The 24687-nt window shown below is 67.0% G+C and carries 19 protein-coding genes and 3 pseudogenes; 14 read left to right on the top strand and 8 right to left on the bottom strand.

Annotated features, from left to right (window positions below):
* Positions 1-17 precede the first annotated feature (17 nt).
* Positions 18-1304 carry a sensor histidine kinase gene (locus N4G47_RS14210; RefSeq protein WP_475289949.1) on the top strand — a complete coding sequence of 429 codons (1287 nt, stop codon included), beginning with the start codon at positions 18-20 and terminating at the stop codon, positions 1302-1304.
* A 90-nt stretch (positions 1305-1394) separates the two neighbouring features.
* On the opposite strand, the gene N4G47_RS14205 is transcribed toward N4G47_RS14210, so the two are convergent.
* Entirely contained in the window at positions 1395-1784 is a 390-nt protein-coding gene (locus tag N4G47_RS14205) for a VOC family protein (RefSeq protein ID WP_475287925.1), read from the bottom strand.
* Positions 1785-1908: 124 nt separating this feature from the next.
* Here N4G47_RS14205 and N4G47_RS14200 point away from each other — a divergent pair.
* Positions 1909-3158, top strand: a pseudogene (locus N4G47_RS14200) (DUF819 family protein).
* Between the two features lie 169 nt (positions 3159-3327).
* Positions 3328-4472: pseudogene (locus N4G47_RS14195) on the top strand (DUF3103 family protein).
* A gap of 227 nt (positions 4473-4699) precedes the next feature.
* Here N4G47_RS14195 and N4G47_RS14190 read toward each other — a convergent pair.
* Together N4G47_RS14190 and N4G47_RS14185 are read right to left on the bottom strand one after the other, a co-directional pair.
* Positions 4700-4924: a YbdD/YjiX family protein gene (locus N4G47_RS14190; protein ID WP_049467479.1), complete on the bottom strand. Its 225-nt coding sequence runs from the start codon at positions 4922-4924 to the stop codon at positions 4700-4702.
* On the bottom strand, positions 4924-7005 hold the full coding sequence (locus N4G47_RS14185; RefSeq protein WP_107231184.1) for a carbon starvation CstA family protein: 2082 nt from the start codon (positions 7003-7005) through the stop codon (positions 4924-4926). The genes N4G47_RS14190 and N4G47_RS14185 overlap by 1 nt, the downstream gene beginning before the upstream one ends.
* Before the next feature lie 260 nt (positions 7006-7265).
* On the opposite strand from N4G47_RS14185, the gene N4G47_RS14180 reads away from it, so the two are divergent.
* Positions 7266-8117 (top strand): pirin family protein, encoded by an 852-nt coding sequence (locus N4G47_RS14180; protein WP_475287921.1) that lies wholly within the window; start codon positions 7266-7268, stop codon positions 8115-8117.
* A 119-nt stretch (positions 8118-8236) separates the two neighbouring features.
* Here the strand turns inward: N4G47_RS14180 and N4G47_RS14175 are convergent, their stop codons facing one another.
* The 4 genes and pseudogenes from N4G47_RS14175 to N4G47_RS14160 all read right to left on the bottom strand — a co-directional run bounded on the left by N4G47_RS14175 (position 8237) and on the right by N4G47_RS14160 (position 13135).
* Positions 8237-8695: a hypothetical protein gene (locus N4G47_RS14175; protein ID WP_309333333.1), complete on the bottom strand. Its 459-nt coding sequence runs from the start codon at positions 8693-8695 to the stop codon at positions 8237-8239.
* A 198-nt stretch (positions 8696-8893) separates the two neighbouring features.
* Positions 8894-9611 (bottom strand): annotated as a pseudogene (gene aqpZ, locus N4G47_RS14170) (aquaporin Z).
* Between the two features lie 120 nt (positions 9612-9731).
* Positions 9732-10595 carry a pirin family protein gene (locus N4G47_RS14165; RefSeq protein WP_249843231.1) on the bottom strand — a complete coding sequence of 288 codons (864 nt, stop codon included), beginning with the start codon at positions 10593-10595 and terminating at the stop codon, positions 9732-9734.
* Between the two features lie 476 nt (positions 10596-11071).
* On the bottom strand, positions 11072-13135 hold the full coding sequence (locus tag N4G47_RS14160; RefSeq protein ID WP_475287918.1) for a 3-hydroxyacyl-CoA dehydrogenase NAD-binding domain-containing protein: 2064 nt from the start codon (positions 13133-13135) through the stop codon (positions 11072-11074).
* A gap of 235 nt (positions 13136-13370) precedes the next feature.
* On the opposite strand from N4G47_RS14160, the gene rpoE reads away from it, so the two are divergent.
* The 9 genes from rpoE (at position 13371) to recO (ending at position 22035) form a co-directional block, all read left to right on the top strand.
* A complete protein-coding gene (rpoE, locus tag N4G47_RS14155; RefSeq protein ID WP_005418256.1) occupies positions 13371-13991 on the top strand; it encodes an RNA polymerase sigma factor RpoE in 621 nt (206 codons plus the stop codon).
* Positions 13988-14869, top strand: coding sequence for a sigma-E factor negative regulatory protein (locus N4G47_RS14150; RefSeq protein WP_475287913.1), 882 nt, complete (start codon positions 13988-13990; stop codon positions 14867-14869). Before rpoE ends, N4G47_RS14150 begins: the two co-directional genes overlap by 4 nt.
* A gap of 74 nt (positions 14870-14943) precedes the next feature.
* Positions 14944-16476, top strand: a complete 1533-nt coding sequence (locus N4G47_RS14145) for a DegQ family serine endoprotease (RefSeq protein WP_475287910.1) — start codon at positions 14944-14946, stop codon at positions 16474-16476.
* A gap of 179 nt (positions 16477-16655) precedes the next feature.
* Positions 16656-18449, top strand: coding sequence for a translation elongation factor 4 (gene lepA, locus N4G47_RS14140; protein ID WP_074899507.1), 1794 nt, complete (start codon positions 16656-16658; stop codon positions 18447-18449).
* Between the two features lie 54 nt (positions 18450-18503).
* A complete protein-coding gene (gene lepB / locus N4G47_RS14135; protein ID WP_057498572.1) occupies positions 18504-19298 on the top strand; it encodes a signal peptidase I in 795 nt (264 codons plus the stop codon).
* A gap of 52 nt (positions 19299-19350) precedes the next feature.
* The gene (locus N4G47_RS14130) at positions 19351-19734 is read left to right on the top strand and encodes a DUF4845 domain-containing protein (protein WP_107231174.1); all 384 of its coding nucleotides are present in this window, start codon (positions 19351-19353) and stop codon (positions 19732-19734) included.
* A complete protein-coding gene (gene rnc / locus N4G47_RS14125; protein ID WP_475287907.1) occupies positions 19724-20404 on the top strand; it encodes a ribonuclease III in 681 nt (226 codons plus the stop codon). Before N4G47_RS14130 ends, rnc begins: the two co-directional genes overlap by 11 nt.
* Entirely contained in the window at positions 20401-21297 is an 897-nt protein-coding gene (gene era, locus N4G47_RS14120; RefSeq protein WP_005410599.1) for a GTPase Era, read from the top strand. Before rnc ends, era begins: the two co-directional genes overlap by 4 nt.
* Before the next feature lie 18 nt (positions 21298-21315).
* The gene (gene recO / locus N4G47_RS14115; protein WP_475287905.1) at positions 21316-22035 is read left to right on the top strand and encodes a DNA repair protein RecO; all 720 of its coding nucleotides are present in this window, start codon (positions 21316-21318) and stop codon (positions 22033-22035) included.
* Between the two features lie 459 nt (positions 22036-22494).
* On the opposite strand, the gene N4G47_RS14110 is transcribed toward recO, so the two are convergent.
* Positions 22495-23223: a response regulator gene (locus N4G47_RS14110; protein ID WP_249843237.1), complete on the bottom strand. Its 729-nt coding sequence runs from the start codon at positions 23221-23223 to the stop codon at positions 22495-22497.
* A 127-nt stretch (positions 23224-23350) separates the two neighbouring features.
* Between N4G47_RS14110 and rlmD the strand changes: the two genes are divergently transcribed.
* The gene (rlmD, locus tag N4G47_RS14105; protein WP_475287902.1) at positions 23351-24685 is read left to right on the top strand and encodes a 23S rRNA (uracil(1939)-C(5))-methyltransferase RlmD; all 1335 of its coding nucleotides are present in this window, start codon (positions 23351-23353) and stop codon (positions 24683-24685) included.
* Positions 24686-24687 lie beyond the last annotated feature (2 nt).

Below are 24687 nucleotides of genomic sequence, written 5' to 3'. Positions count from 1 at the left end.
GGCCGGCAAGGACGATGATGAAGGCGCGTAAGCCGGGGCCGCTGTATCGGCGCGTGGTGTGGTGGTTGCTGGGCTACCTGGCGCTGATTTCGCTGGCCGTGTTCAGTGTCGGCAACTATGTGCACGAGCACGCCGAGCACGCGGCCTGGCGCGCGCTGCTCAATTCCGAGCTGGACAGCATCGTCGAGCACGTCGAGCACGAGCCGCACTACCGCTGGCAGGATTCGGACACGCTCAGCCTGTACCGCTTCGATGCGGTCAACCTGCCTGACAGCCTGCGCACGCTGCATCCGGGGCTGCACGACGGGGTGATGATCAAGGGGCGGGAGACGGCGGTGATGGTGCGCGAGACCCGGTCCATGGGCCGCGTCGCGCTGGCGCTGGACATCTCCGACTTCCATGATCTGGAGCAGTTCGCCACGCGCTGGGTGATGCTGGCCGGGGTGATCATGATCTTCGTCACCGTGCTGATGGCGTCCTTCGGCATGGAGCGCATGGTGCGCCCGTTGAGCCTGCTGGCGCAGCGCATTGGTGCACTGCGCCCGGGCGTGCAGGGGCAGCGCATCGAGGTCGATCCGCGTGGCAGTTCCGAGCTGCATACCATTGCCGATGCGCTGAACGACTATCTGGATCGCAACGAGCAGTTTGTCGAGCGTGAGCGGGTGTTCATCAGCACCGCCAGCCACGAACTGCGTACGCCGATCGCGGTGATGACCGGTGCGGCCGAGCTGGCACTGGAACAGCCGGGCCTGCCCGAGCGCGCGCGCCAGCAGGTGCAGCGGGTGCTGCGTACCGCGCAGAGCGTGGAGCAGCTGATCGAGCTGCTGCTGGTGCTGGCACGTGATCCGGCGCGGCTGGCCGCGCGCGCCGAGCGCATCGCGCTGGACCAGCTGCTGCCGGAGATCGTCGACGACCATCGCCACCTGCTTGGCGACAAGGACCTGAGCATCGGCATCCACGCCGCGCCGGTGGATATCGTCGCGCCGCTGGCGGTGGTGCAGGCGGCCATCGGCAACCTGCTGCGCAATGCCATCGAGAACAGCGGGCGTGGCCATATCGAGCTGCGGCTGAGCGCGTCGGCGGTGCTGACCCTGCAGGATCCTGGGCATGGCATGAGCCCGGAGGAGATCGCCGCGATCCACGCGCGGATGGCCCGTGGTGAGCGCGCCGACCGTGGCGGCGGCATCGGCCTGGACCTGATCGCGCGGCTGTGCGAACACCTGGGCTGGACCCTGCAGCTGGATCCCTGCGAGCCGCGCGGCACACGCGCTACCCTCGACTTCGGTGCATCACGACCGGCCTGATCTGGCCGCCACCCCTGCCTGGAACGCTGCCCGTCGACCAAGGTCGACGCCTACCGGTAGATGCCAACCTTGGTTGGCATGCCGTACGCGTCACTGCCCGTTGGGTCGCGCCACATGCTGGTCGATCAGGATCACATTGCCATCCGGATCGGCCAGCTGCACATACCCGGTGCCCTGGCCGTCAGGGTCGGTGCGCACCGCCAGCTCGATGCCCCGGGCATCGAGTTCGGCCTGCAGCTCACGCACGTCCTGGAACTGGCGCAGTTCCTGCTTGTGCTGGTCCCAGCCCGGGTTGAAGGTCAGCAGGTTGCCTTCAAACATGCCCTGGAACAGGCCGATGACGATGCCGTTGTTGCGCATCACCAGCCAGTTCTGCGCCGGCTCGCCACCGGTCACCGAAAACCCGAGGGCTTCGTAGAAGTCGCGGGAGGCCTGCAGGTCCTTGACCGAGAGACTGACCGAAAAGGCACCAAGCTGCATGGGACGGGCTCCGGGAGGGACAGTAGGCACTGCAGCATGACCCGGCGTGAAGACAATGTTAATCTCGGGATGCGCCGCTTTATGCGGCGCTTTTTTCCCGCTCTTTCGATCGACAGAGGATCCCATGCCGACCGAACCCGCTACCGCCCTGATCAGCAACGACATCGTTGGACTGGGCCTGATTGCCGCCACCCTGGCCCTGATCTTCTGGGCTGCCAGCGGCCCGACCCCCTGCTGAAGAAGATCTTCGCCTGGGTGCCGGCGCTGCTGCTGTGCTACTTCATCCCCGCTATCTACAACACCGCCGGTGTCATCGATGGCCACAACACCTCGCTCTACAACCCGGTTGCACGCGACGTGCTGCTGCCGGCCGCGCTGGTCCTGCTGACCCTGTCGATCGACCTCAAAGGGGTCATCAAGCTCGGCCCGAAGCTGCTGCTCGTGTTCTGCGCCGGTACCGCCGGCATCATGCTCGGCGCCATCGTCTCGTTCCAGCTGATGAAGCTGATCCATCCGGAAACCGTGGCAGGTGATACCTGGGCAGGCATGGCCGCGCTGGCCGGCAGCTGGATCGGTGGCGGCGCCAACATGGTCGCGATGCGCGAAGTGTTCGGTACCGATGCGACCACGTTCGGCCAGTTCGCTGTGGTCGACGTGGCCTGCGCCAGCCTGTGGATGGCGATCCTGCTGTTCCTGGCCAACCGTGCGCAGCAGATCGATACCCGCAACGGGGCCGATACCCGTGCCATCGACGAGATGAAGGCGCGCATCAGTGCCTACGAGGCGCAGAACGCACGCATCCCCAGCATGACCGACCTGATGGTGATCGTCGGCGTGGCGCTGGGCGGTGTCGGCCTGGCCCACGCCATTGCTGCGCCGTTGTCGGGCTGGTTCAAGGCCAACATCAGCTGGGCCAGCCAGTTCAGCCTGGACAGCCAGTTCGTGTGGGTGATCCTGCTGTCCACCGCGATGGGCCTGGGCCTGAGCTTTACCCGCGCGCGCCGGCTGGAAGCGGCCGGTGCCTCGCGGCTGGGCACGGTGTTCCTGTACTTCCTGATCGCCTGCATCGGCATGCAGATGAATCTGTTGTCGCTGCTGGATCGGCCGTGGCTGTTCCTGCTCGGTGCGATCTGGATGGCCACCCACGTACTGGTGCTGTGGATCGTCGCCAAGCTGCTGCGCGCGCCGCTGTTCTTCTTCGCGATCGGTTCGCAGGGCAACATCGGTGCGGCGGCGTCGGCACCGGTGGTGGCGGCGGCGTTCCACCCGACGCTGGCGCCGGTGGGCGTACTGCTCGGCACAGTGGGCTATGCCACCGGCACCGGGCTGGCCTATGTCACCGGCCTGATCCTGAAGTGGATGGCCGGCGCCTGAGGCCGTCGCCTTCGCGGAATCGCAGTCCGTGTAGAGCCGAGCCCACGCTCGGCTCTTTTTGCCGGCCGCAGGTGGAACTGTGCGGTACATACCGGATCGTATGGTTTCCGCGTCGTAGCGTAGGCAGCTCCTGTCGCTCATCCGCAGCGACGTTGGCCTGGGGGCTGGAATGAGGCAACAACCGTTGATTCGAGGGGCCGCACTGCTGGCACTGCTGCTGGTCAGCGCGGCTTCGGCTGCACAGGACGGTGTCGCCGCGCGGGCTGACCAGGTGCAGGCCGTGACCGAGGCCAGTGCGCGCGAGGTGGCGGCGCTGATCGCGCAGCCGGGCTTCGCCGAAGCCGTGCAACGCACGCTGACAGCATCGCCCCGGCACGGGGTGGCGCTGGAGGCGGTGATCGAGCGCTTCGACCCGGGGGCGCGTACCCGGTCCAGTGCTGCCCTGGCCAGCAACGATCAACGGCTGCGCCAGGCCAAGGGCCTGCCGGAGCAGGGCGAGGGCCTGCTGCAGCTGCGTGCCTACGTACCTGAAGGCCAATCATTGGCCGATCCCGCTCCGCGCCAGTTGTGGGTGGCCAGCCTGCCGCGCGGTGATGACCGCCACTGGACCACGTTGACGGCCTACGACGCCCAGGGCCGCGCGCATGTGCTGGATGCGAAGCATGCGCCCTCATTCCCGGTGCTGATCGTCGATGTCGATACCCGTCGTTCGGTGCGCGAGGGCATGGCGTTGGTCAACGCCGGGTTGCGTGCACGCGGCCTGCAGTCGCCCGAGCGGATCCAGCTTTCGGCCGATGGCGCGCGTGCGTCGCTGGATATCACCCGTCTGGACCGCATTCGACTGGCCGATGACCAGGAGCCGTGGGCATTGGGTGCGGCCGAGGTGTTCGCGGTGGTGTCCGGACTACAGATCGGCAAGGCCGAACCGGAGATGGCCACCGTCGACATGCCCTACCTGGACTACGACAAGACCGACTACACCCGCAGCAGGCGCTGATCCTGTGGGGCAACTACCGCTTCAACGCTGCCAATGTTCAGCTGTTCGAGGATGACGGTGACACCAACTACCAGGACCTGCTGGTGGCGCTGAGCAATGGTGTGAAGGCGGCACTGGGCGCGTTCGCACCGGAGTACGCGGTCATCGCCGATATCGCCGGTGCGATTCTGAAGGCGATGCCGACATCGTGGTTCTCCAACGACATTGATTACGTGGACAGCTTCTATCTGGTGCAGCGCGGCCAGGCGTACACCGATCGCATGGGCGCGGCGAACAACGCCAGGGTCACGCTGATGCCGATCACGCTGGAGGAGTAGTCCGCCCGGGCGGCACCCGTGGTAGTGCCGGCCGCTGGCCGGCAACAGCGGGTCGCTGCCGCGGGTAGGTGTCGACCGTGGTCGATACGCTGGATCCACGCCATGCGTGGACGCCTCTTGTAGCGTCGAGCCATGCTCGGATCCAACCCCGGGTGTGACAGATGTGTCGACCAAGGTCGACACCCCTGACAGATGCCGGGCGGCATGCCCGGCATCCATCTCACACTTCAACAGCAGCGGCCGCCGTTGCGTCCGCCGTAGCGCGCTTCCTGGCGCTCGCGGAAGAACGTCTTGTAGTCCATCGGCTCCTGATCCGGATGCTTCTCCAGCATGTGCCGGACATAGTTGTCGTAATCGGGAATGCCACAGCACAGCCGTGCGGTCTGCACCAGGCGCCGCCAGATGCGGCGGTGCGCCTGGTACTGCCCAACGGGAACCAGTTGCGTGCTCATCACAGATCCACCATTTCATGCGGCTTCAGCGCCACGTACGGGGTCTCGCGGTCGCTGCGCTGCGGGTTGCGGCGAGCCGCCAGGATGGTCTTGATCGCATACACCAGCACCGAGGCCACCACCAGCAGGAACAGCGCGGTCAGGCCGGTGTTGACATAGGCGTTGACCACGATCTGCTGCATCTGTGCCACCGACTTGGCCGGCGCGGTGATGGTGTCGCTGGCGATGGCGGCCTGGAACTTGTGCGCCTGTGCCAGGAAGCCCTGCGCCGGGTTGCTGTCGAAGATCTTGATGAAGCCGGCGTAGGTGGTGCAGATCAGCAGCCAGATGGCCGGCACGGCCGTCACCCACGCATAGCGGTCACGCTTCATCTTGAACAGCACCACCGTGCCCAGCATCAGCGCGATACCCGCCAGCATCTGGTTGGAGATGCCAAACAGCGGCCACAACGTCTGGATGCCGCCGAACGGATCGACCACGCCGGTGTACAGCAGGTAGCCCCACAAGGCCACGCAGCCGGCGGTACCGATGATGTTGGCGGTCCACGATTCGGTCTTCTTCAGTGCCGGCACGAAGTTGCCCAGCAGGTCCTGCAGCATGAAGCGGCCGGCACGGGTACCGGCGTCCACCGCAGTCAGGATGAACAGCGCTTCGAACAGGATCGCGAAGTGGTACCAGAACGCCATCATCGCGTCGCTGCCACTGGGAATCGCTTCATGCAGGATCTGCGCGATGCCGACCGCCAGCGTGGGCGCGCCACCGGCACGATGCAGGATGGTCGGTTCACCGATCGCCGCTGCCGTTGCAGTCAACTGCTCGGGGGTGATGGTGAAGCCCCAGGTGTTGGTGATGTAGTGCGCGGCCGATGCGGCATCGGCACCGATCACTGCCGCCGGGCTGTTCATCGCGAAGTAGATGCCCGGATCGATGATCGAGGCTGCCACCAGTGCCATCACCGCCACGAACGATTCCATCAGCATGCCGCCGTAGCCGATGTAGCGCATGTGCGCTTCATTGGCCAGCAACTTGGGCGTGGTGCCCGAGGAAATCAGTGCGTGGAAGCCGGACACCGCACCGCAGGCGATGGTGATGAACAGGAACGGGAACATGCCGCCCTTCCACACCGGGCCATCGCCGCTGGCGGCGAACTGGGTCAGCGCCGGCATCTTCAGTTCCGGCATCACCACCAGGATGCCGATCGCCAGGGCGATGATGGTGCCGATCTTCAGGAAGGTCGACAGGTAGTCGCGCGGGGCCAGCAGCAGCCACACCGGCAGCACCGAGGCGACGAAGCCGTAGCCGATCAGCATCCAGGTGATCTGGGTGCCGGTGAAGGTGAACGCCGGGCCCCACACCGGATCGGCGGCGACCTTGCCGCCGTACCAGATCGCGGCCAGCAGCAGGATCAGGCCGACCACCGAGATTTCGCCGATCTTGCCGGGGCGGATGTAGCGCATGTACACGCCCATCAGGATCGCGATGGGCATCGTCGCGATCACCGTGAACATGCCCCACGGGCTTTCGGCCAGCGCCTTGACCACCACCATCGCCAGCACCGCCAGGATGATGATCATGATCAGGAATGCGCCGAACAACGCGATGGTGCCGGGCACCTGGCCCATCTCCTCGCGCACCAGGTCACCCAGCGAGCGGCCATTGCGGCGGCTGGACAGGAACAGGACCACGAAGTCCTGCACCGCACCGGCCAGCACCACGCCCACCACCAGCCACAGCAGGCCGGGCAGGTAGCCCATCTGCGCGGCCAGCACCGGCCCGACCAGCGGGCCAGCGCCGGCGATGGCGGCGAAGTGGTGGCCGAACAGCACGTGCTTGTTGGTGGGCACGTAGTCCAGGCCATCGTTGTTGATCACCGCCGGGGTGGCCCGGGTCGGATCGAGCTGCATCACCTTGTTGGCGATGAACAGGCTGTAGAAGCGGTAGGCCACCAGATACAACGACACTGCGGCGACGACGATCCACAGCGCATTGATGTGTTCGCCACGGCGCAGGGCCACGGTGCCCAGACAGAACGCGCCGAGCAGCGCGAGTGCGGCCCAGCCTATTTTGGAAAACCCTTTCATGAGGTGCTCTCTCCCGGAAAGACAGGCAAAGAGTCCCGCGTGCCCCTGGCAGGGTCAATGTGCACGGGACCATTCTGCGGTAGTACTTTGGTCGTACGCAGGTTGCGTGGATGTGTGCGTGGGTGCGGGCGTGCGCCCCGCGCGCGCCGGGCATGACGCGCGGCAAACACCGGCGATGGAACAATCGGTTGCGGCGCCGTCCATTGGCCAGATGCGGTATGGCGTCCATCTTCATTGGCATCCATCCAACAGGAGTCGCCATGAGCCTTCCCGAACCGGCGCGCGTGCTGCGCACCATCCGTGGCATGCCCACCTCCGACGGTGCCGGCGTGCGCCTGACCCGAGTCATCGGCGGCCCGACGCTGCCCGACCTGGACCCGTTCCTGCTGCTCGACGAATTCGGCACCGACCGCGCCGAGGACTACATCGCCGGCTTCCCGGAACATCCGCACCGGGGCTTTGAGACCGTCACCTACATGCTCGACGGGCGCATGCGCCATCGCGACAACCACGGCAACGAAGGGCTGTTGACCCCGGGCAGCGTGCAGTGGATGACCGCCGGCCGTGGCCTGGTGCATTCGGAGATGCCCGAGCAGGAAAGCGGGCAGATGCGCGGTTTCCAGCTGTGGGTGAACCTGCCTGCGAAGGAAAAGATGACCGATCCGAAGTACCAGGAATTCGCGCCCGAGCGCATTCCGGTGGTACGGCCGGAAACCGGCGTGGAAGTGAAGGTGATCGCCGGCACGGTCGACGGTACCCGTGGGCCGATCGTGCAGCCGGCCACCGACCCGTTGTACCTGGACATCACCCTGGCGCCCGATCGCGCCTGGACGTACCCGTTGCCGGAGGGCCACAACGCGTTTGCCTATGTGTTCGAAGGGGCACTGACGGTGGGCGAGCAGGATGCCGCGCGCGATGTCGCCCGCCAGGAACTGGCGGTGCTCGGCGGCGGCGAGCAGCTGCATCTGTCGGCCGGCAGCGAAGGCGCGAGGCTGATCCTGGTGGCCGGTCGTCCGTTGCGCGAGCCGGTGATGCGGCACGGTCCGTTCGTGATGAACACGCGGCAGGAACTGATGCAGGCCTTCGTCGATTTCCAGGAAGGCAAGTTCTGAGGAATTGCACCGGGCCATGCCCGGCGAAAGAAGCCAGTAACGCCGCCGGGTAATGCCCGGCGGACGTCCCGCGCGTCGGATCCTGCGGGGATGCTGCCAGGCAGTCATCCCCGTCACCTTCAGCGTCCGGCGGCCACGGCCGACGGGGTCAGGCTCATGCCCTGCGCCAGCTGCTGCAGCGAGCCCAGTTCCTGCGCGCTGTCCGGATACAGCGAAATCTGCGCGTAACGCCCTTTGTCGAGCTTGACCACGCTGATGCGGCGCTCGGCGTAGCCGGGCGGCTGCTGGCCACCCAGATCGGGCTGATACCAGTACAGCGATTCACCGCCGAAGCTGCCTTTTTCCTGGCGCAGCGAACGGTTCAGTGGAATGGCCGGGTCACGTGCGCTGAGCATCAGGCTCAGCACTTCACGGCCCTCGGCGGTGGCGGCGCGGCAGACCAGGAAGTCGGCCTGCGCCTGCTGCTGCCATTGCAGGCCGCTGCTGGCCGGCAGCGAAGGGCATTCGGTGGGCGCCTGGGCGGCGGCCTGGGCCGCAGCGAACAGCAGGCTCGACAACACGACAGGCACGAACTTCATGCATCCCCCAAGGTGACGAGTAGGTTGGCTCGGCCCCCTGTGACCGGCGGCCATGGCATCCCATCCCCGGATGCCGCCCCGCCCGGCATGTGCACGGGCGGTCAACTCAACCTTAACGGAACGTGAGCGATCGCACAATTCGCGGTTACAGACGTAACCATTGCGGCCGAGGGTCGGCCGCAACGGTCCGGTTGCAGATCAGCGGTCGTTGCCGATCCACTTGTAGATGATGCCGCCGATCGCGCCGCCCAGCAGCGGGGCGACCCAGAACAGCCACAGCTGGCTGACCGCGCCGCTGCCGGCGAAGAAGGCCACGGCGGTCGAGCGCGCCGGGTTCACCGAGGTGTTGGTCACCGGGATGCTGATCAGGTGGATCAGGGTGAGCGACAGGCCGATGGCCAGTGGTGCGAAGCCGGCCGGCGCCTTGCCGTGGGTAGACCCCATGATCACGATCAGGAATACCGCGGTCAGCACCACTTCGCACAGGAAGGCCGCGGCCACGCTGTAGCCACCGGGCGACAGGGCGCCATAGCCGTTGCTGGCAAATGCGCCGGCCTGGCTGCCGTCGATGGCAAAACCACTGGCCCCCGACGCGATCTGCAGCAGGATGAAACCGGCCAGCAGGCCGCCGGCGACCTGGGCAATGATGTACGGCACCAGGTCCTTGGTCGGGAAGCGGCCGCCGGCCCACAGGCCGACGCTGACCGCCGGGTTGAAGTGGGCGCCGGAGATATGGCCGAACGCGTAGGCGCCGGTGACCACGGTCAGACCGAAGGCCAGCGCCACGCCGAGAAAACCAATACCCAGGGGATTGCTGTCACCGCCGAACTTGGCGGCCAGCACCGCGCTGCCACACCCCCAGAACCAGCCAGAACGTGCCGAGGAACTCGGCGGACAAGCGTTTACCCATGCTCATGTGTTGCACTCCTTTGACGGTGAAAGTGTGATTTATGTCACATTTCAGTGATCAGCGGGTGACTGTAGCGTCAACGCCGGGTGCAGGGATACACCTTCGGATGTGTGCAACACGCGATGTTCAGTACTGCGGCAGCGGGATGAACTCCTTGTCGTCGCCGGGGATGGTGCCGAAACGGCCGGCTTCCCAGTCGTGCTTGGCCTGCTCGATGCGCTCTTTCGAGCTGGACACGAAGTTCCACCAGAGGTGACGCGGACCATCCAGTGGCTCGCCGCCGAACAGCATCGCCTTCACCGGCGTCTTCGCGCGCAGACGGCCGACCGCGCCGGCTTCGGGAATGATCAGATGCTGGGCGGGCACATCCACGCCATCCAGCTGCGCCTGGCCTTCGAGGATGTACAGCGCACGCTCGCGATGACCGTTGTCGATGTCGATCTCCGCATCCGGGTCGAGATCGATCGCCACGTTGAGGGTGTCGGCGAACACCTTCACCGGCGATTCCTCGCCATAGGCACGGCCGGCGATTACCCGCAGCCACGCGCCATTGCGGCGCTGCTCGGGCAGGGTGGCGGCGGCGTGGTGGTAGAACGCCGGTTCGATTTCCTCGTGCGATTTCGGCAGCGCCACCCAGGTCTGCATGCCGTGGATCGGGTTGTCATGGTCGCGGTCCGGCTGCGGGGTGCGCTCGGAATGGGCGATGCCACGGCCGGCGGTCATCCAGTTCACATCGCCGGGGCGGATCACCTGGTCCGAGCCGAGCGTATCGCGGTGGCCGATCGCACCGGACCACAGGTAGGTGACGGTGGCCAGGCCGATATGCGGATGCGGGCGCACGTCGATGGCGGTGCCGGGGTGCATCAGCGCCGGGCCCATCTGGTCGACGAACACGAACGAGCCGATGCTGCGGGCCTGCAGGGTAGGGACGGCGCGACGGACTTCCAGGCCGCCGATGTCGTGCACGCGCGGGGCGATGATGGTGGTCATGCGGGCGTTCTCGCTGGCAGGGATCAGAGGGTCAGCATCGCATGCAGCTGTGACGGGGACATGCCCCGTATGGGTAACAGCCTGTTCCGTAGAGTCGAGCTTGCTCGACTGCGGGACTGCGGGACTGCGGGATTGCGGGTTGGGCCGGGCGGGTGGATTGCGCAGGACACGCCGTAAACCCATCCATGGGGGCTCGATGGCGCCATCCATGGCGCCAACGGTCCTGCGCAATCCACCCGCCCGGCCTATGACAGTTTCCGTGCGCGTCAGCCACGTAGAAGAAAAAGAAAATCAAAATCAAACGCCGGTCGCTTCGCTCGCATCCACGCATGGCGTGGATCAAGCGTGTCGACCAGGGGCGACACCGCCCCGCCCACCAAACAGAAAAGCCAGACCCGCTGTGGCTCTGGCTTTTGAGGTTGCCGGCCAGCGGCCGGCACTACCGCGGTGCCGGGCCGCAGGCCCGGCCGACAAACTCACACCACCGGTTCGCGCAGGGCCGGGTTGTCCCAGCCCGGGCGTGGGGCGAAGCGGTCGCCGTGGCGCTGCTGCAGTGCCTTCAGTCGTTCGACGATGGCGTCGGCACCGACCGCACGGATGTGCTGGATCGGGCCGCCACGGAACGGGGCAAAGCCGGTGCCGAAGATCACGCCGGCATCCAGCAGGTCCGCATCGGCCACCACGCCTTCGTGCAGGCAGGCCACCGCTTCGTTCAGCAGCGGCAGGATCAGGCGATCCTCCAGATCGGCCGGGGCCTGGTAATCACGGGCCACGTCCGGCTTCTTCGGCTTGCCGTTCTCCCAGGTGTAGATGCCCTGGCCATCCTTCTTGCCGCGCTTGTCCGGCTCCACCGTCTGCAGCGCAGCCGGAATCTGCAGGCCGAGGAACGGCGCCAGCTCGCGGCCGACGCCGGCGGCCACGTCCAGGCCCACGGTATCGATCAGCTCGATCGGCCCCATCGGCATGCCGAACTTCACCGCCGCCTTGTCGATCACCGGGCCCGGGATGCCTTCGGCATAGGCGGTGGCCGCCTCCAGCATGTACGGGAACAGCACGCGGTTGACCAGGAAGCCCGGGCTGCCCGCCACCGGCACCGGGAACTTGCCCAGCGCCTTGCAGAACGCGGCCAGGCGTCGCTCGGTCTCCGGCGCCATGCCGTCGTGGTGGATGATTTCCACCAGCGGCATCTGTGCCACCGGGTTGAAGTAGTGCAGGCCGGCGAACTGTGCCGGGCGCTGGATGTGGTCACGCAATTCCACCAGCGGAATCGACGAGGTGTTGGTGGTCAGCAGTGCGTCCACCTTCATCTTCGGTTCCAGCGTCTGGTACAGCGCACGCTTGGCTTCCGGGTTCTCGATGATCGCTTCGATCACCAGGTCGGCCTCGGCCACGCCGTTGCCTTCCAGGTCGGCACGCAGGCGCGCGGCCACCGCCGGGCGCTTGCTCTCGTCGCGAACCTTCTTGGCGAACAGCGCCTGCGCGCGTTCCATGGCGGGGTCGATGAAGCGCTGCTCGCGGTCCTGCAGGGTTACGTCGAAGCCCTTGTACGCGGCCCACGCGGCGATGTCGCCGCCCATCACGCCGGCGCCGACCACGTGCACGTGGCGGATGCCGGAGTCGCCGCCACCCAGGCCCTTCAAGCGCTCGGTCAGGAAGAAGATGCGGATCAGGTTGCGCGCGGTCGGCGTGCTGGCCAGTTTCACCACCGCACGGCGTTCGGCATCCAGTCGTGCCTGGATCGGTTTGCCGCCGCTGCGCTGCCAGGTGCTGATCAGCGCGTACGGTGCCGGGTACTGGTCCTTCTTGGCCTTGCGTGCGACCTGCTTGACCATCTGCGGGGCCAGCAGCGAGCGTGCCAGCCAGGTGTTGGTGGCCCATGCCGTGGCGCGCTGCTTGAACGGGCGGGTGGTGCCGGACAGCGCCAGTGCGACGGCGGTGTCGAGCACCACCGCCGGTGCCACCACTTTGTCGACCAGGCCGATGCCCCGCGCGGCCGAGGCTGACAGGGTGCGGCCGGTCAGCATCATGTCCATCGCCGCCGGTGCACCCACCAGCTGCGGCAGGCGGGCGCTGCCGCCCCAGCCCGGGAAGATGCCCAGCTGGGTTTCCGGCAGGCCGATGCGGGTGCTGCTGTCATTGGAGGCCACGCGGTAGCGGCAGGCCAGTGCCAGCTCGGTGCCGCCGCCCAGGCAGTGGCCGTGGATCGCCGCCACGGTGGGGCAGGGCAGCTCGGCCAACTTCTGGTAGGTGGCCTGGCCGCGACGGATCGCGTCGTTGACGGTGCCGCGGCGGTCGAACTCCTGGAACTCCTTCAGGTCGGCACCGGCAATGAAGCCGGCCTTCTTCAGCGACTGGATCACCACGCCCCTGGGCGGGTCCAGCGCGATGCGTTCCAGCAGGTCCCCCAGCTCCAGCAGCACATCCTGCGACATCGCGTTGACGCTGCTGTCCTGACGATCCAGGGAGAGAACCACCACGCCGTCGTCGCGGATCTCGGGGTGCCAGTGGCTGAAGCGGAGACCATCGAAGCCTGAGAGCATGGACGTTCCATCCGGTTGTGTATGGAGAAGCAGCTATGATCCAGAGGTTGTTTCCCCCGCGTCAAATCCCAATAGCAGGGGAGTGGCGCCCCCGGATCCATGGCCGTGGACCGGGACGCTAACGGAACGGTGGTTAAAAGCTGGTGCGGCGCCAGGTGATCGGCGACTGAACTTTTCCCGGGATTGGCAGTCTCATTGCCCGACGTCGGTTGGGCTGACAGGAGTGCGGCCCCTCATGGCCGAGGTTGATACACCACAGGAGCTGGACCTGGAGCTGGTCCGGCGCGTGCAGCACGGCGAGAGCGCCGCGTTCGATGTTCTGGTGCGCAAGTACCAGCATCGCGTGGTGGCCCTTGTCGGTCGCTACATCGCCGACTGGAGTGAATGTCAGGACGTCGCCCAGGACACTTTCATCCGCGCCTACCGCGCGATCGGAAGTTTCCGTGGCGATGCCCAGTTCTCAACCTGGTTGCATCGAATCGCCGTGAATACCGCCAAAAACTACCTGGCTTCACACAATCGACGGCCGCCGACCGATGACATCGACATCGGCGATGCCGAACAGTTCGACAGCGGTACGCGCCTGCGCGACACCGACACGCCCGAACGCGAGTTGATGCGCCAGGAGCTGGAACAGACGGTGATGAAAGCCGTCAACGCGCTGCCGGAAGAACTCCGGTCAGCGATCACCCTGCGCGAGGTGGAAGGCCTGAGCTACGAGGATATCGCGCAGAAGATGGGGTGCCCGATCGGCACCGTGCGTTCACGGATCTTCCGGGCGCGCGAGGCGATCGACACCGAACTCCGGCCGCTGTTGGACATCGGCAGCGCCACCCGTGAGAAGAGCCGCGTATGACCAGCAAACCGTTCAACGAATCGCAGAACCATCAATCACCGGCCGGGCAGCGTCTGGACCAGCGCCACCGCGAGCAGCTGTCGGCCCTGGTCGATGGCGAGCTGGGCGCCGATGAGGCGCGCTTCCTGCTGCGCCGGATGGAGCACGACCCCGAGCTGGCCGGCTGCCAGGAACGCTGGCAGCTGCTGGGCGATGTGATGCGCGGGCAGGCCTCGGTGCTGGCGCCCGCCGGCTTCAGTGCTGCCGTCGCCGCCGCCATTGCCAGCGAACCCGCACCGCAGGCCGAGCCGCGCCGGCAGGTGCGCCGCAGTGGCTGGCGGGCCTGGGGCGGCGGTGCCGCGTTGGCGGCATCGGTGGCCGCGGTGGCCCTGTTCATGGGCGCCGAGAAGCTCAACGAAGCTACCCCCGGCGAGCCTCTGGCACCGCAGGTGATCGCCAGCCAGGCCGAACTGGCGCCGGCCCCGGCCAATCCGGCCACGGTCACCGAAGCCTCGGTGGATACCGCGGCGATGGCCGTGGCGGCCGCGCCGGCCGTGGCGATGGCCGCTGCCAGCCGCCGCCAGGAGACCCGTCGGGCCAGTGCGACCCGCAGCCAGCAGGCCGCCCGTGCTGCCCAGCGCGACGACGTCCCGCAACGCGCCATCGCCGCCGCGCAGGCGCCGTTGACCCCGACCGTGCCCGCCAATGCCAACCGCAACCTGCCGTTCGGTGAGGTCAGTGGGCTGCAGGCCCGGCCGTGGCCGCGCTCCAGCCTGGCCCCGGCCGCAGGCGGCGCGCTCAACGCCAGCTTCCCGGCCCACGCCGGAGGCGCTGCGTTCTACCCGTTCGAGCCGCGCCTGCAGGATGACCTGCCGGTGCCGCCGCGCCCGCGCGACTGAGCCGGGCGTCTTCACGCCCCGCCGCCGGCGGGGCCCGTATTCCTCTTTCCATCCGACCCGGAGGTTGCCGTCCGATGACTCCCCGACTCCGCACGCAGGCGATCGGCCTGCTGGCCCTGACCCTTCCCCTGATGGCCTGCGCACAGGCCCCGGCGCCTGCCGCCCCGGCCCAGCCTGCGCCGGCCGCCGCGCCCAGGGCGCCGGCACAGCCGCTGGTCAGTGGCCTGCCCGATTTCACCAACCTTGTCGAACAGGTCGGGCCGGGCGTGGTCAACGTCGACACCACCATCGTCCGCAACAACCGCCAGGCCGCGCGTGGCCCGATGGGCGACGATGACATGCCCGAGTTCTTCCGCCGCTTCTTCGGGCCGGACTTCCCGATGCCGGGGCAGGGCCCGGGCGGGCAGGATGGCGGCCCCAGCATCAAGGGCCGCGGCATGGGCTCGGGCTTCATCATTTCGCCCGATGGCTACGTGCTGACCAACTACCACGTGGTGGCCGACGCCAGCGATGTGAAGGTCAAGCTGGGCGACAGCCGCGAGTTCACCGCCAAGGTGGTGGGCAGTGACCAGCAGTACGACGTCGCCCTGCTGAAGATCGACGGCAAGAACCTGCCGACCGTGCGCGTGGGCGATTCCAACACGCTCAAGCCGGGTCAGTGGGTTGTCGCGATCGGCTCGCCGTTCGGCCTCGACCACTCGGTCACCGCCGGTATCGTCAGCGCGCTGGGCCGCAGCACCGGGGGTGCCGACCAGCGCTATGTGCCGTTCATCCAGACCGACGTGGCGATCAACCAGGGCAACTCCGGTGGCCCGCTGCTGAACACCCGCGGTGAAGTGGTCGGCATCAATTCGCAGATCTTCTCCGCGTCCGGCGGCTACATGGGCATCAGCTTTGCGATCCCGATCGACCTGGCGATGAGCGCGGTCGAGCAGATCAAGAAGAGCGGCAAGGTTACCCGTGGCCAGCTCGGCGCGGTGGTCGAACCGATCGATTCGCTGAAGGCGCAGGGCCTGGGCCTGCCGGACAGCCGTGGTGCGCTGGTCAACCAGATCGTGCCGGGCAGTGCGGCGGCCAAGGCCGGCGTGCAGGTGGGCGATGTCATCCGCTCGGTCAACGGCAGCGCGGTCAACAGCTGGTCCGATCTGCCGCCGCTGATCGGTGCGATGGCGCCGGGCAGCAAGGTGAACCTGGTCGTCTACCGCGACGGCAAGCCGCGTGAACTGGGGGCGACCCTGACCGCGCTGAGCGAAGACGGACCGGGCAACGCCCGTGGTCCGGCGACGGCCAATGCCGATGCCGCGCCGCAGACCGGTGCGGTGGCCCTGCTGGGCCTGGACGTCAGCGACCTGACCGCGCCGCAGCGCAAGCAGTTCGGTCTGGACGGCAACGAAGGCGTGCGCATCACCGGGGTCAAGGGCCAGGCCGCGCGTGACGCCGGCCTGTCTCCGGGCATGGTGATCCTGCAGGTCGGCCGCACCCCGGTCGGCAGCGTGGACGCCCTCAACCGCGCGCTGTCCAGCTTCAGGAAGGACGATGTGGTGATGCTGCTGGTGCGTACCGGCAACGGCAACAGCGCCTTCGTGGCGGTGAAGGCCGGCCAGTAAGGCCGGCACGGGCCGCCCGGGCGGTCCCGTGGTGCCCCCGAAGCCCCGCCCAGGCGGGGCTTCGGCCATTCCGGGCCCGGCCCGATGAGGCCGTTTTCGCGGCGGGGCGCCGGGCATGCGATAATCGACCGTTACCCTGACGACGCCGCGCGCCGCCGCCACCTATGTCTTCTGATTCGATGCGGAACATCCGCAACTTCTCCATCATCGCCCATGTCGACCACGGCAAGTCCACGCTGGCCGACCGCATCATCCAGCTTTGTGGTGGCCTGCAGGCCCGCGAGATGGAAGCGCAGGTGCTCGACTCCAACCCGATCGAGCGCGAGCGTGGCATCACGATCAAGGCGCAGTCGGTGTCGTTGCCGTACCTGGCCAAGGATGGGCAGACCTACCATCTGAACTTCATCGACACCCCCGGCCACGTCGACTTCTCCTATGAGGTCAGCCGTTCGCTGGCCGCCTGTGAAGGCGCGCTGCTGGTGGTCGATGCCGCCCAGGGCGTGGAAGCGCAGTCGGTGGCCAACTGCTACACCGCCGTCGAACAGGGCCTGGAAGTGGTGCCGGTGATCAACAAGATCGACCTGCCCACCGCCGACATCGAGCGCGCCAAGGCCGAGATCGAGGCCGTGATCGGCATCGACGCCGCCGACGCGGTGCCGGTCAGTGCCAAGACCGGCCTGAACGTGCAGGACGTGCTGGAAGCGATCGTGCACCGCATTCCGCCGCCGCAGCCGCGCGACACCGACAAGCTGCAGGCGCTGATCATCGACTCCTGGTTCGACAACTACCTGGGCGTGGTCTCTCTGGTGCGCGTGATGCAGGGCGAGATCAAGGCTGGTGACAAGCTGCAGGTGATGTCCACCGGCCGCAACCACCAGGTCGACAACGTCGGCGTGTTCACGCCGAAGCGCAAAGTGCTGCCGGCACTGCGGGCAGGTGAAGTGGGCTGGGTGACGGCCAGCATCAAGGACGTGCACGGCGCCCCGGTCGGCGACACCCTGACCCTGGCCGGCGACCCGGCACCGAAGCCGTTGCCGGGCTTCCAGGAAATGCAGCCGCGCGTGTTCGCCGGCCTGTTCCCGGTCGATGCCGAAGACTACCCGGACCTGCGCGAAGCGCTGGACAAGCTGCGCCTGAACGATGCCGCGCTGCGTTTCGAGCCGGAAAGCTCCGAAGCCATGGGCTTCGGCTTCCGCTGCGGCTTCCTGGGCATGCTGCACATGGAAATCGTGCAGGAGCGCCTGGAGCGCGAATACAACCTGGACCTGATCAGCACCGCGCCGACGGTGGTGTACGAGGTCCTGAAGACCGACGGCTCGATCATCAACATGGACAACCCGGCCAAGCTGCCGGCGGTGAACCAGGTCGAGGAGATCCGCGAGCCGATCATCCGTGCCAACGTGCTCACCCCCGAGGAGTACATCGGCAACATCATCAAGCTGTGCGAAGAAAAGCGCGGCAGCCAGATCGGCATCAACTACCTGGGCAGCCAGGTGCAGATCAGCTACGAGCTGCCGATGGCCGAAGTGGTGCTGGACTTCTTTGACAAGCTGAAGTCGGTCAGCCGTGGCTATGCCTCGCTGGACTACCACTTCGTGCGCTTCGACGCCGGCCCGTTCGTGCGCGTGGATGTGCTGATCAACGGTGACAAGGTCGACGCGCTGTCGCTGATCGTGCACCGCAGCCATGCCGACCGCCGCGGCCGCGAACTGTGCGAGAAGATGAAGGACCTGATCCCGCGCCAGATGTTCGACGTGGCCATCCAGGCCGCCGTCGGCTCGCAGATCATCGCCCGCACCACGGTCAAGGCCATGCGCAAGAACGTGCTGGCCAAGTGCTATGGTGGCGACGTTTCGCGCAAGAAGAAGCTTCTGGAAAAGCAGAAGGAAGGCAAGAAGCGCATGAAGCAGGTCGGTCGCGTGGAGATTCCGCAGGAAGCGTTCCTGGCCGTGCTGCAGATGGACAACAAGTAAGCCCGCACCGGCCCTGCGGGGCCGGTCGTCTGGTGACGTTGCAAAGGACCCTGAATGAAACTGTTTGAGATCCTCCTGGTCGTGCTGACCCTGGCCTCGGGCCTGATCCTGCTTGCCGACAAGCTGTACCTGGCCAAGCGCCGCGCCCAGCGCGCCGGCCTGCTTGATTCCGAGCCGGTGCTGGTGGACTACTCGCGCGCCTTCTTCCCGGTGCTGGCGATCGTGCTGATCGTGCGCAGCTTCATCGCCGAGCCGTACAAGATCCCGTCCAGCTCGATGATGCCGAACCTGCTGATCGGCGATTTCATCCTGGTCAACAAGTTCTCCTATGGCCTGCGCCTGCCGATCAGCAACACCAAGATCGTGCCGTTCGGCGAGCCCTCGCGGGGCGACGTGGTGGTGTTCCACTTCCCCGGCCACGGCGACAACGACCCGGCCAAGGGCGAGAACTTCATCAAGCGCGTCATCGGCGTGCCCGGTGATACCGTGGTCTTCGAGGGCGACGGTGTGGTCCTCAACGGCGAGCCGCTGAAGTACGACAACAAGGGCATCTACGCCGGCCACAAGGGCCAGGGCGAGGGCGCCAACCTGCTGGTCGAGCACCTGCCGGGCCGCACCCACACCGTGCTGGAGACCGATTACCCGCGCGGCCAGGGCCAGTGGACCGTACCGGCCGGCAAGTACCTGGTGATGGGCGACAATCGCGACAACAGCGACGACGGCCGATTCTGGGGCCTGCTGCCGGAAGAGAACCTGCGCGGCAAGGCGTTCCTGATCTGGCTGAACTGCCAGGGCTGGTTCTGCAAGGATGGCTTCGAGCCGTCGCGGATCGGCTCGAGCATCAACTGAGCGGGCGTCAACCGAGTATTTTCACATCCAACGCGTATCTGGGGAGAACGCAATGAAGACGATGAACACGCAGCGTGGCATGACCCTGACCTCGTTCCTGATCGTCCTGATCGTGGTCGGCTTCTTCCTCTACATCGGCATGAAGCTGTTCCCGATGTACCAGGAGTACTACGCGGTGCGCTCGGCGATGAAAAGCCTGGCCAATGAGCCGGGCGTGGGCAGCATGGAGCCGGCGCGGATCCAGGAGCTGTTCTTCAAACGCCTGTACATCAACTACTCGGACAATGTGAAGCCGGCCAACGTGAAGTTCGATCGGCGCGACAATGGCTGGACCCTCAAGGTCAACTACGAAGTGCGCCGTCCGCTGGTCGGCAACCTCGATGTGGTTGGCAAATTCGATTCAACCCAGGACCTGACCCGAAGCGGTGCCGAATAAACCTTTCCAACGTGGCGACCTGATCGGTCATCCCTTCCGCGACCCGGCGCTGCTGAAGCAGGCGTTGACCCATCGCAGTGCCGGTGCGCCGCACAACGAGCGGCTGGAATTCCTGGGCGACAGCATCGTCAACATGATGGTGGCCCAGGCCCTGTACCAGCGCTGGCCGAAGGCCGACGAAGGCGCGATGACCCGCGCCCGCGCCGAGCTGGTGCGTGAAGGCGCGCTGGCGGTGATCGCCCGCACCCTGGAACTGGGTGATCGGCTGATCCTGGGTGCGGGCGAGATGAAATCCGGCGGCCATCGCCGTGATTCGATCCTGGCCGATGCGGTGGAAGCGGTGGTGGCCGCGATCTATCTGGACGCCGGCTTCGACACCTGCCGGGCAGTGGTGCTGCCCTGGTTCAGTGCCTCGATGGACGCGCTGCCGGCCACCGGCCGGCCGGAGAAGGACCCCAAGACCCGCCTGCAGGAATGGCTGCAGGCCCGACAGAAGGCGTTGCCGCAGTATGAACTGGTGTCAGAATCCGGTGACGACCACGCCAAGCACTTCCGGGTACGCTGCAACGTAGCCGACCCCGCCGCCAGCATCGAGGGCGAAGGCGCCTCGCGGCGGATTGCCGAACAACAGGCGGCTGCGGCCGTCCTTGAACAACTGGATTCCAAGTGAGCGAACAAACTCCCCATCACTGCGGCAGCGTGGCCGTCATCGGCCGCCCGAACGTGGGCAAGTCGACCCTGACCAATGCGCTGGTCGGCGCCAAGGTCAGCATCGTTTCCAACCGCCCGCAGACCACGCGTCATCGCCTGCTGGGCATCGCCACCTACCCGGAAGGCCAGCTGGTGCTGGTCGACACCCCGGGCCTGCACAAGGTGCAGAAGCGGGCGATGAACCGGGTGATGAACCGCGCCGCGCGGGGCTCGCTGGAAGGCGTCGACGCCGGCCTGCTGGTGATCGAAGCCGGCCGCTGGGACGAAGAGGACAGCCTGGCCTTCAACGTGCTGCGCGACGCCGGCATCCCGGTGGTGCTGGTGGTCAACAAGATCGACCGCCTGAAGGAAAAGGGCGCGCTGCTGCCGTTCCTGCAGCAGGTGACCGAAGGCCGCGATTTCGCCGCCGTGCATCCGATCTCGGCGCAGAAGCGCAATGGTCTGGAGGCGCTGGTGCGCGATGTGCTGAAGCTGCTGCCGGAAGCGCCGCCGATGTTCGGCGAAGACGAGATCACCGACCGCAGCCAGCGTTTCCTGGCCGGCGAGCTGGTGCGCGAGCAGCTGATGCGCCAGCTCGGCGAAGAACTGCCGTACGCCACCACCGTGGAGATCGAGCGCTTCACCGAGGACGGCAACCTGCTGCGCATCGGTGCGGTGATCTGGGTCGAACGCGAAGGCCAGAAGGCCATCGTGATCGGCAAGGGCGGCGCCCGCCTGAAGGAGATCGGCGCCAAGTCGCGCCTGCAGATGGAGCGTCTGTTCGGGGCCAAGGTGTTCCTGGAAACCTGGGTGCGCGTGCGTGAAGGCTGGTCCGACGACGAGGCCGCACTGAAGGCCTTCGGTTACGAGTAAACCGGTGCAGTCGCTTCGATGCTGATCGAGGACGACACGGGGTTCGTGCTGCACGCACGGGCCTACCGCGAGACCAGCCTGCTGGTGGAGGTATTGAGCGCGCAGCATGGCCGCATCGGCTTGCTGGCGCGCGGTGTTTCCACCGCAAAAGGGCAGGTGCTGCGTGCCGCCCTGCAGCCGCTGCAATGGATCCGTTTCAGTGCGCAGCAGCGCGGTGAACTGGCGCAGCTGCGCGGTGCCGAGGCGCTGGATGCGGCGCCGCGGCTGGTCGGCCAGGCCATGCTGGCCGGCTTCTATCTGAGTGAACTGACCCTGCGCCTGGCACCGCGCCAGGACCCGCTGCCGGAGTTGTACCTGGCCTATGGCGAGGCGCGCGCGCGCCTGGCGGTGGGGGCCGGCCTGGCCTGGACCCTGCGTCGCTTCGAGCGCGAACTGCTGTCCGCGCTGGGCCTGGGCTTCGAGCTGGACAGCGCCAGCGACGGCCAACCGATCGATCCGGCGGCGCGCTATGAACTGGACCCGCAGGAAGGCGCGCAACGGTTGCTGAGCGAGCGCGGCGGTGAACGCCGGGCGGCTGCTACGGGTTCGGCGCTGCTGGCGCTGGCCGCCGATGAAGAGCCCGGCGCGGCCGATCTGGCCAGCCTGCGCCTGCCGATGCGGCGGGTGCTGGCCCACCACCTCGGGGCGCGTGGCCTGAAATCCTGGGAACTGCTCGAGCAGCTGGCACCCAGACGCTAGGCCAAACAAGCGGTAGTGCCGGCCGCTGGCCGGCAACAGCATCGGAATGGCTTGGGGTCAGTTCCGTTTTCCTGCGGAAAACGGAACTGACCCCGTTTGAACTTCCAGCATGGCGTGGATCTACCGGCGGTGTGGTGCGGGAGCTGCTCTGGCTGTTGGTGTTGCTGTTGCCGGCCAGCGGCCGGCACTACCGCTGGGGCAGGGCGCAGCCCTCAGTTCGCCTCGGGGTGCGTGGCCTGAAATCCTGGGAACTGCTCGAACAGCTGGCACCCCGACACCAGGCCAAACAAGCGGTAGTGCCGGCCGCTGGCCGGCAACGGCAACGGAATGGCTTGGGGTCAGATCCGTTTGAATTTCCAGCATGGCGTCTACCGCCCGTGTGGTGCGGGAGCTGCTTTGGCTGTTGGCGTTGCTGTTGCCGGCCAGCGGCCGGCACGACCGCCGGGGCAGGCGCAGCCCTCAGTGCAGCAAGGCTGCCACCGCCGCCCGGAACCCGTCCTGGGCCTGCCCCGACTCCGGCGCGTGATGCAGTTGACGCACGGCACGCCCCAGCCGTGCGGCCCCGACGAAGCCACAACTGGCCTGCAGCCGGTGCAGCTGGCTGCGCAGTTGGCGTTCGTCATGCTGGTCCACGGCCTGCTCAACCGCATCGCGGACGCCCGGCAGTTCGGCCAGGAACAGCTCGCGCAGCGCGATCAGGTGGTTGCGCTGGCCATTGAGCGCGGCCAGGGCCGCGGTTTCATCCCAGTCCTCCACCTGCAGCTCGACTGCCGCCGGTGCCTGGGCCACGAAGATGCCCGCCGGGCTGTTGACCAGTGCACGGCGCACCGCCTTCAGCAGCTGGTCGCGGCCGAGTGGCTTGACCAGCGTGTCACTGAAGCCGGCCTCGCGCAGGCGCGCGTGAATGGAAGTATCGCCGTCGGCGGTATGCGCCAGCGCGGGGGTGTCCGGATGTGAACGGCGCAGTTCGCGCAGCAGCTGGGCGCCATTGCCATCGGGCAGATTGACGTCGATCAGCCACAGATCGTGGGCGCCCGGTTCGGCACTGGCCAGCGCGCTGGCCAGCGAATCTGCGGTATCCACGTCCGCCGGTAACGTTTCCAACGCCGCTTTGAAAAAACCGCGGCTGATGATGTCGTCCTCGACAAGCAGGAAGCGGGGCCGGCTGGCCCGCGGGGTCATCTGCATCAGGGCTGCCTCCATGTCAGCTGGCTCAATCATCAAGCACGGCGGCCACGGGCGCAAGCGGCTTCGGACCCTGCCGGTCAGGATCTGCGACAATACGCCCCCATTTTTGCCCGCAGCCTGTTGCCACGTGGCCCGATCCCGCTCCCGCATCGACCGTACCCCGTTCCAGACCGAGATCCTCGACCTCAGCCATGATGGTCGTGGCGTCGCCCGCCGTGAAGGCGAGGGCGGCAAGGTCACCTTCGTCAGCGGCGCCCTGCCCGGCGAGGTGGTGATGGCTGAACAGACGGCCCGCAGCCGCCATTTCGACGAGGCCCGCACCGTCGAGGTGCTGCAGGCCTCGCCGCAGCGCGTGACCCCGAAGTGCCCGCACTTCGGCACCTGCGCCGGCTGCGTGCTGCAGCATCTGGACGAAGACCAGCAGATCGTCGCCAAGCAGCGGGTGCTGATGGACAACCTGGAGCGCATCGGCCACGTGAAGCCGGGCGCCGTGCTGCCGCCGCTGGTCGGCGAGAGCTGGGGCTACCGCCGCAAGGGCCGCTTCTCGGTGCGCCGGGTCGAAAAGAAGGACAAGACCCTGGTCGGCTTCCGTGAACAGGATCCCCGTTTCGTGGCCGACCTCAGCCAGTGCCTGACGGTGATTCCGGAAATCGGCACCAAGGTCGAGGCGCTGTCCCTGTTCATCGAGTCGCTCGATGGCAAGCGCGACATTCCGCAGATCGAGTTCATCGCCGGCGATCAGGCCGTGGTGCTGACCGTGCGCCACCTGCAGCCGCTCAGTGAGGCCGACCGCGCCGCCTGGGCGGCCTTTGGCCAGCAGCATGGTTTCGTGATCTACCTGCAGTCCGGCGGCGTGGACACCGTGCAGCCGCTGGACGGGCAGGGCGTGCCGCTGTCGTTCCGGCTGGCGCCGTGGGATGTCGAACTGGCGTTCCGCCCGCTGGACTTCATCCAGGTCAACGCCAAGCTCAACGAGAAGATGATCGCCCACGCCCTGGAGCTGCTGGAGCCGGGTGAGGACGAGCGCGTGCTGGACCTGTTCTGCGGCCTGGGCAACTTCACCCTGCCGCTGGCCCGCCGCGTGCGTGAGGTGGTGGGTGTGGAAGGCGATGCCGGCCTGGTGGCGCGCGCGAGAGAGAATGCCGAGCGCAACGGCCTGGCAAACGCGCAGTTCTTCAGCGCCGACCTGACCCAGGACCAGCGCAGCACCGCGTGGATGCGCCAGGGCTTTGACAAGCTGCTGCTGGACCCGCCGCGCTCGGGCGCGATCGAAGTGCTGCAGCAGCTGCCGCTGAAGCAGTTCAAGCGCATCGTCTACGTCAGCTGCCACCCGGGCTCGCTGGCACGCGATGCCGGTTATCTGGTCAACGAGCAGGGCTTCACTCTGGTCAGTGCCGGTGCGATGGACATGTTCCCGCACACCGCGCATGTGGAAAGCATCGCGGTGTTCGAGAAGCGCTGATC

The organism is Stenotrophomonas sp. GSD10 (assembly GCF_056172695.1).
This window is presented reverse-complemented; position numbering and strand designations above follow the sequence as displayed.

Bases quoted from the DNA above. Each gene is read 5' to 3' on its own strand.
- N4G47_RS14210 (WP_475289949.1), top strand. From the start codon at position 18: ATGAAGGCGCGTAAGCCGGGGCCGCTGTATCGGCGCGTGGTGTGGTGG.
- N4G47_RS14205 (WP_475287925.1), bottom strand. From the start codon at position 1,784: ATGCAGCTTGGTGCCTTTTCGGTCAGTCTCTCGGTCAAGGACCTGCAG.
- N4G47_RS14190 (WP_049467479.1), bottom strand. From the start codon at position 4,924: ATGAGCACGCAACTGGTTCCCGTTGGGCAGTACCAGGCGCACCGCCGC.
- N4G47_RS14185 (WP_107231184.1), bottom strand. From the start codon at position 7,005: ATGAAAGGGTTTTCCAAAATAGGCTGGGCCGCACTCGCGCTGCTCGGC.
- N4G47_RS14180 (WP_475287921.1), top strand. From the start codon at position 7,266: ATGAGCCTTCCCGAACCGGCGCGCGTGCTGCGCACCATCCGTGGCATG.
- N4G47_RS14175 (WP_309333333.1), bottom strand. From the start codon at position 8,695: ATGAAGTTCGTGCCTGTCGTGTTGTCGAGCCTGCTGTTCGCTGCGGCC.
- N4G47_RS14165 (WP_249843231.1), bottom strand. From the start codon at position 10,595: ATGACCACCATCATCGCCCCGCGCGTGCACGACATCGGCGGCCTGGAA.
- N4G47_RS14160 (WP_475287918.1), bottom strand. From the start codon at position 13,135: ATGCTCTCAGGCTTCGATGGTCTCCGCTTCAGCCACTGGCACCCCGAG.
- rpoE (WP_005418256.1), top strand. From the start codon at position 13,371: ATGGCCGAGGTTGATACACCACAGGAGCTGGACCTGGAGCTGGTCCGG.
- N4G47_RS14150 (WP_475287913.1), top strand. From the start codon at position 13,988: ATGACCAGCAAACCGTTCAACGAATCGCAGAACCATCAATCACCGGCC.
- N4G47_RS14145 (WP_475287910.1), top strand. From the start codon at position 14,944: ATGACTCCCCGACTCCGCACGCAGGCGATCGGCCTGCTGGCCCTGACC.
- lepA (WP_074899507.1), top strand. From the start codon at position 16,656: ATGCGGAACATCCGCAACTTCTCCATCATCGCCCATGTCGACCACGGC.
- lepB (WP_057498572.1), top strand. From the start codon at position 18,504: ATGAAACTGTTTGAGATCCTCCTGGTCGTGCTGACCCTGGCCTCGGGC.
- N4G47_RS14130 (WP_107231174.1), top strand. From the start codon at position 19,351: ATGAAGACGATGAACACGCAGCGTGGCATGACCCTGACCTCGTTCCTG.
- recO (WP_475287905.1), top strand. From the start codon at position 21,316: ATGCTGATCGAGGACGACACGGGGTTCGTGCTGCACGCACGGGCCTAC.
- N4G47_RS14110 (WP_249843237.1), bottom strand. From the start codon at position 23,223: ATGCAGATGACCCCGCGGGCCAGCCGGCCCCGCTTCCTGCTTGTCGAG.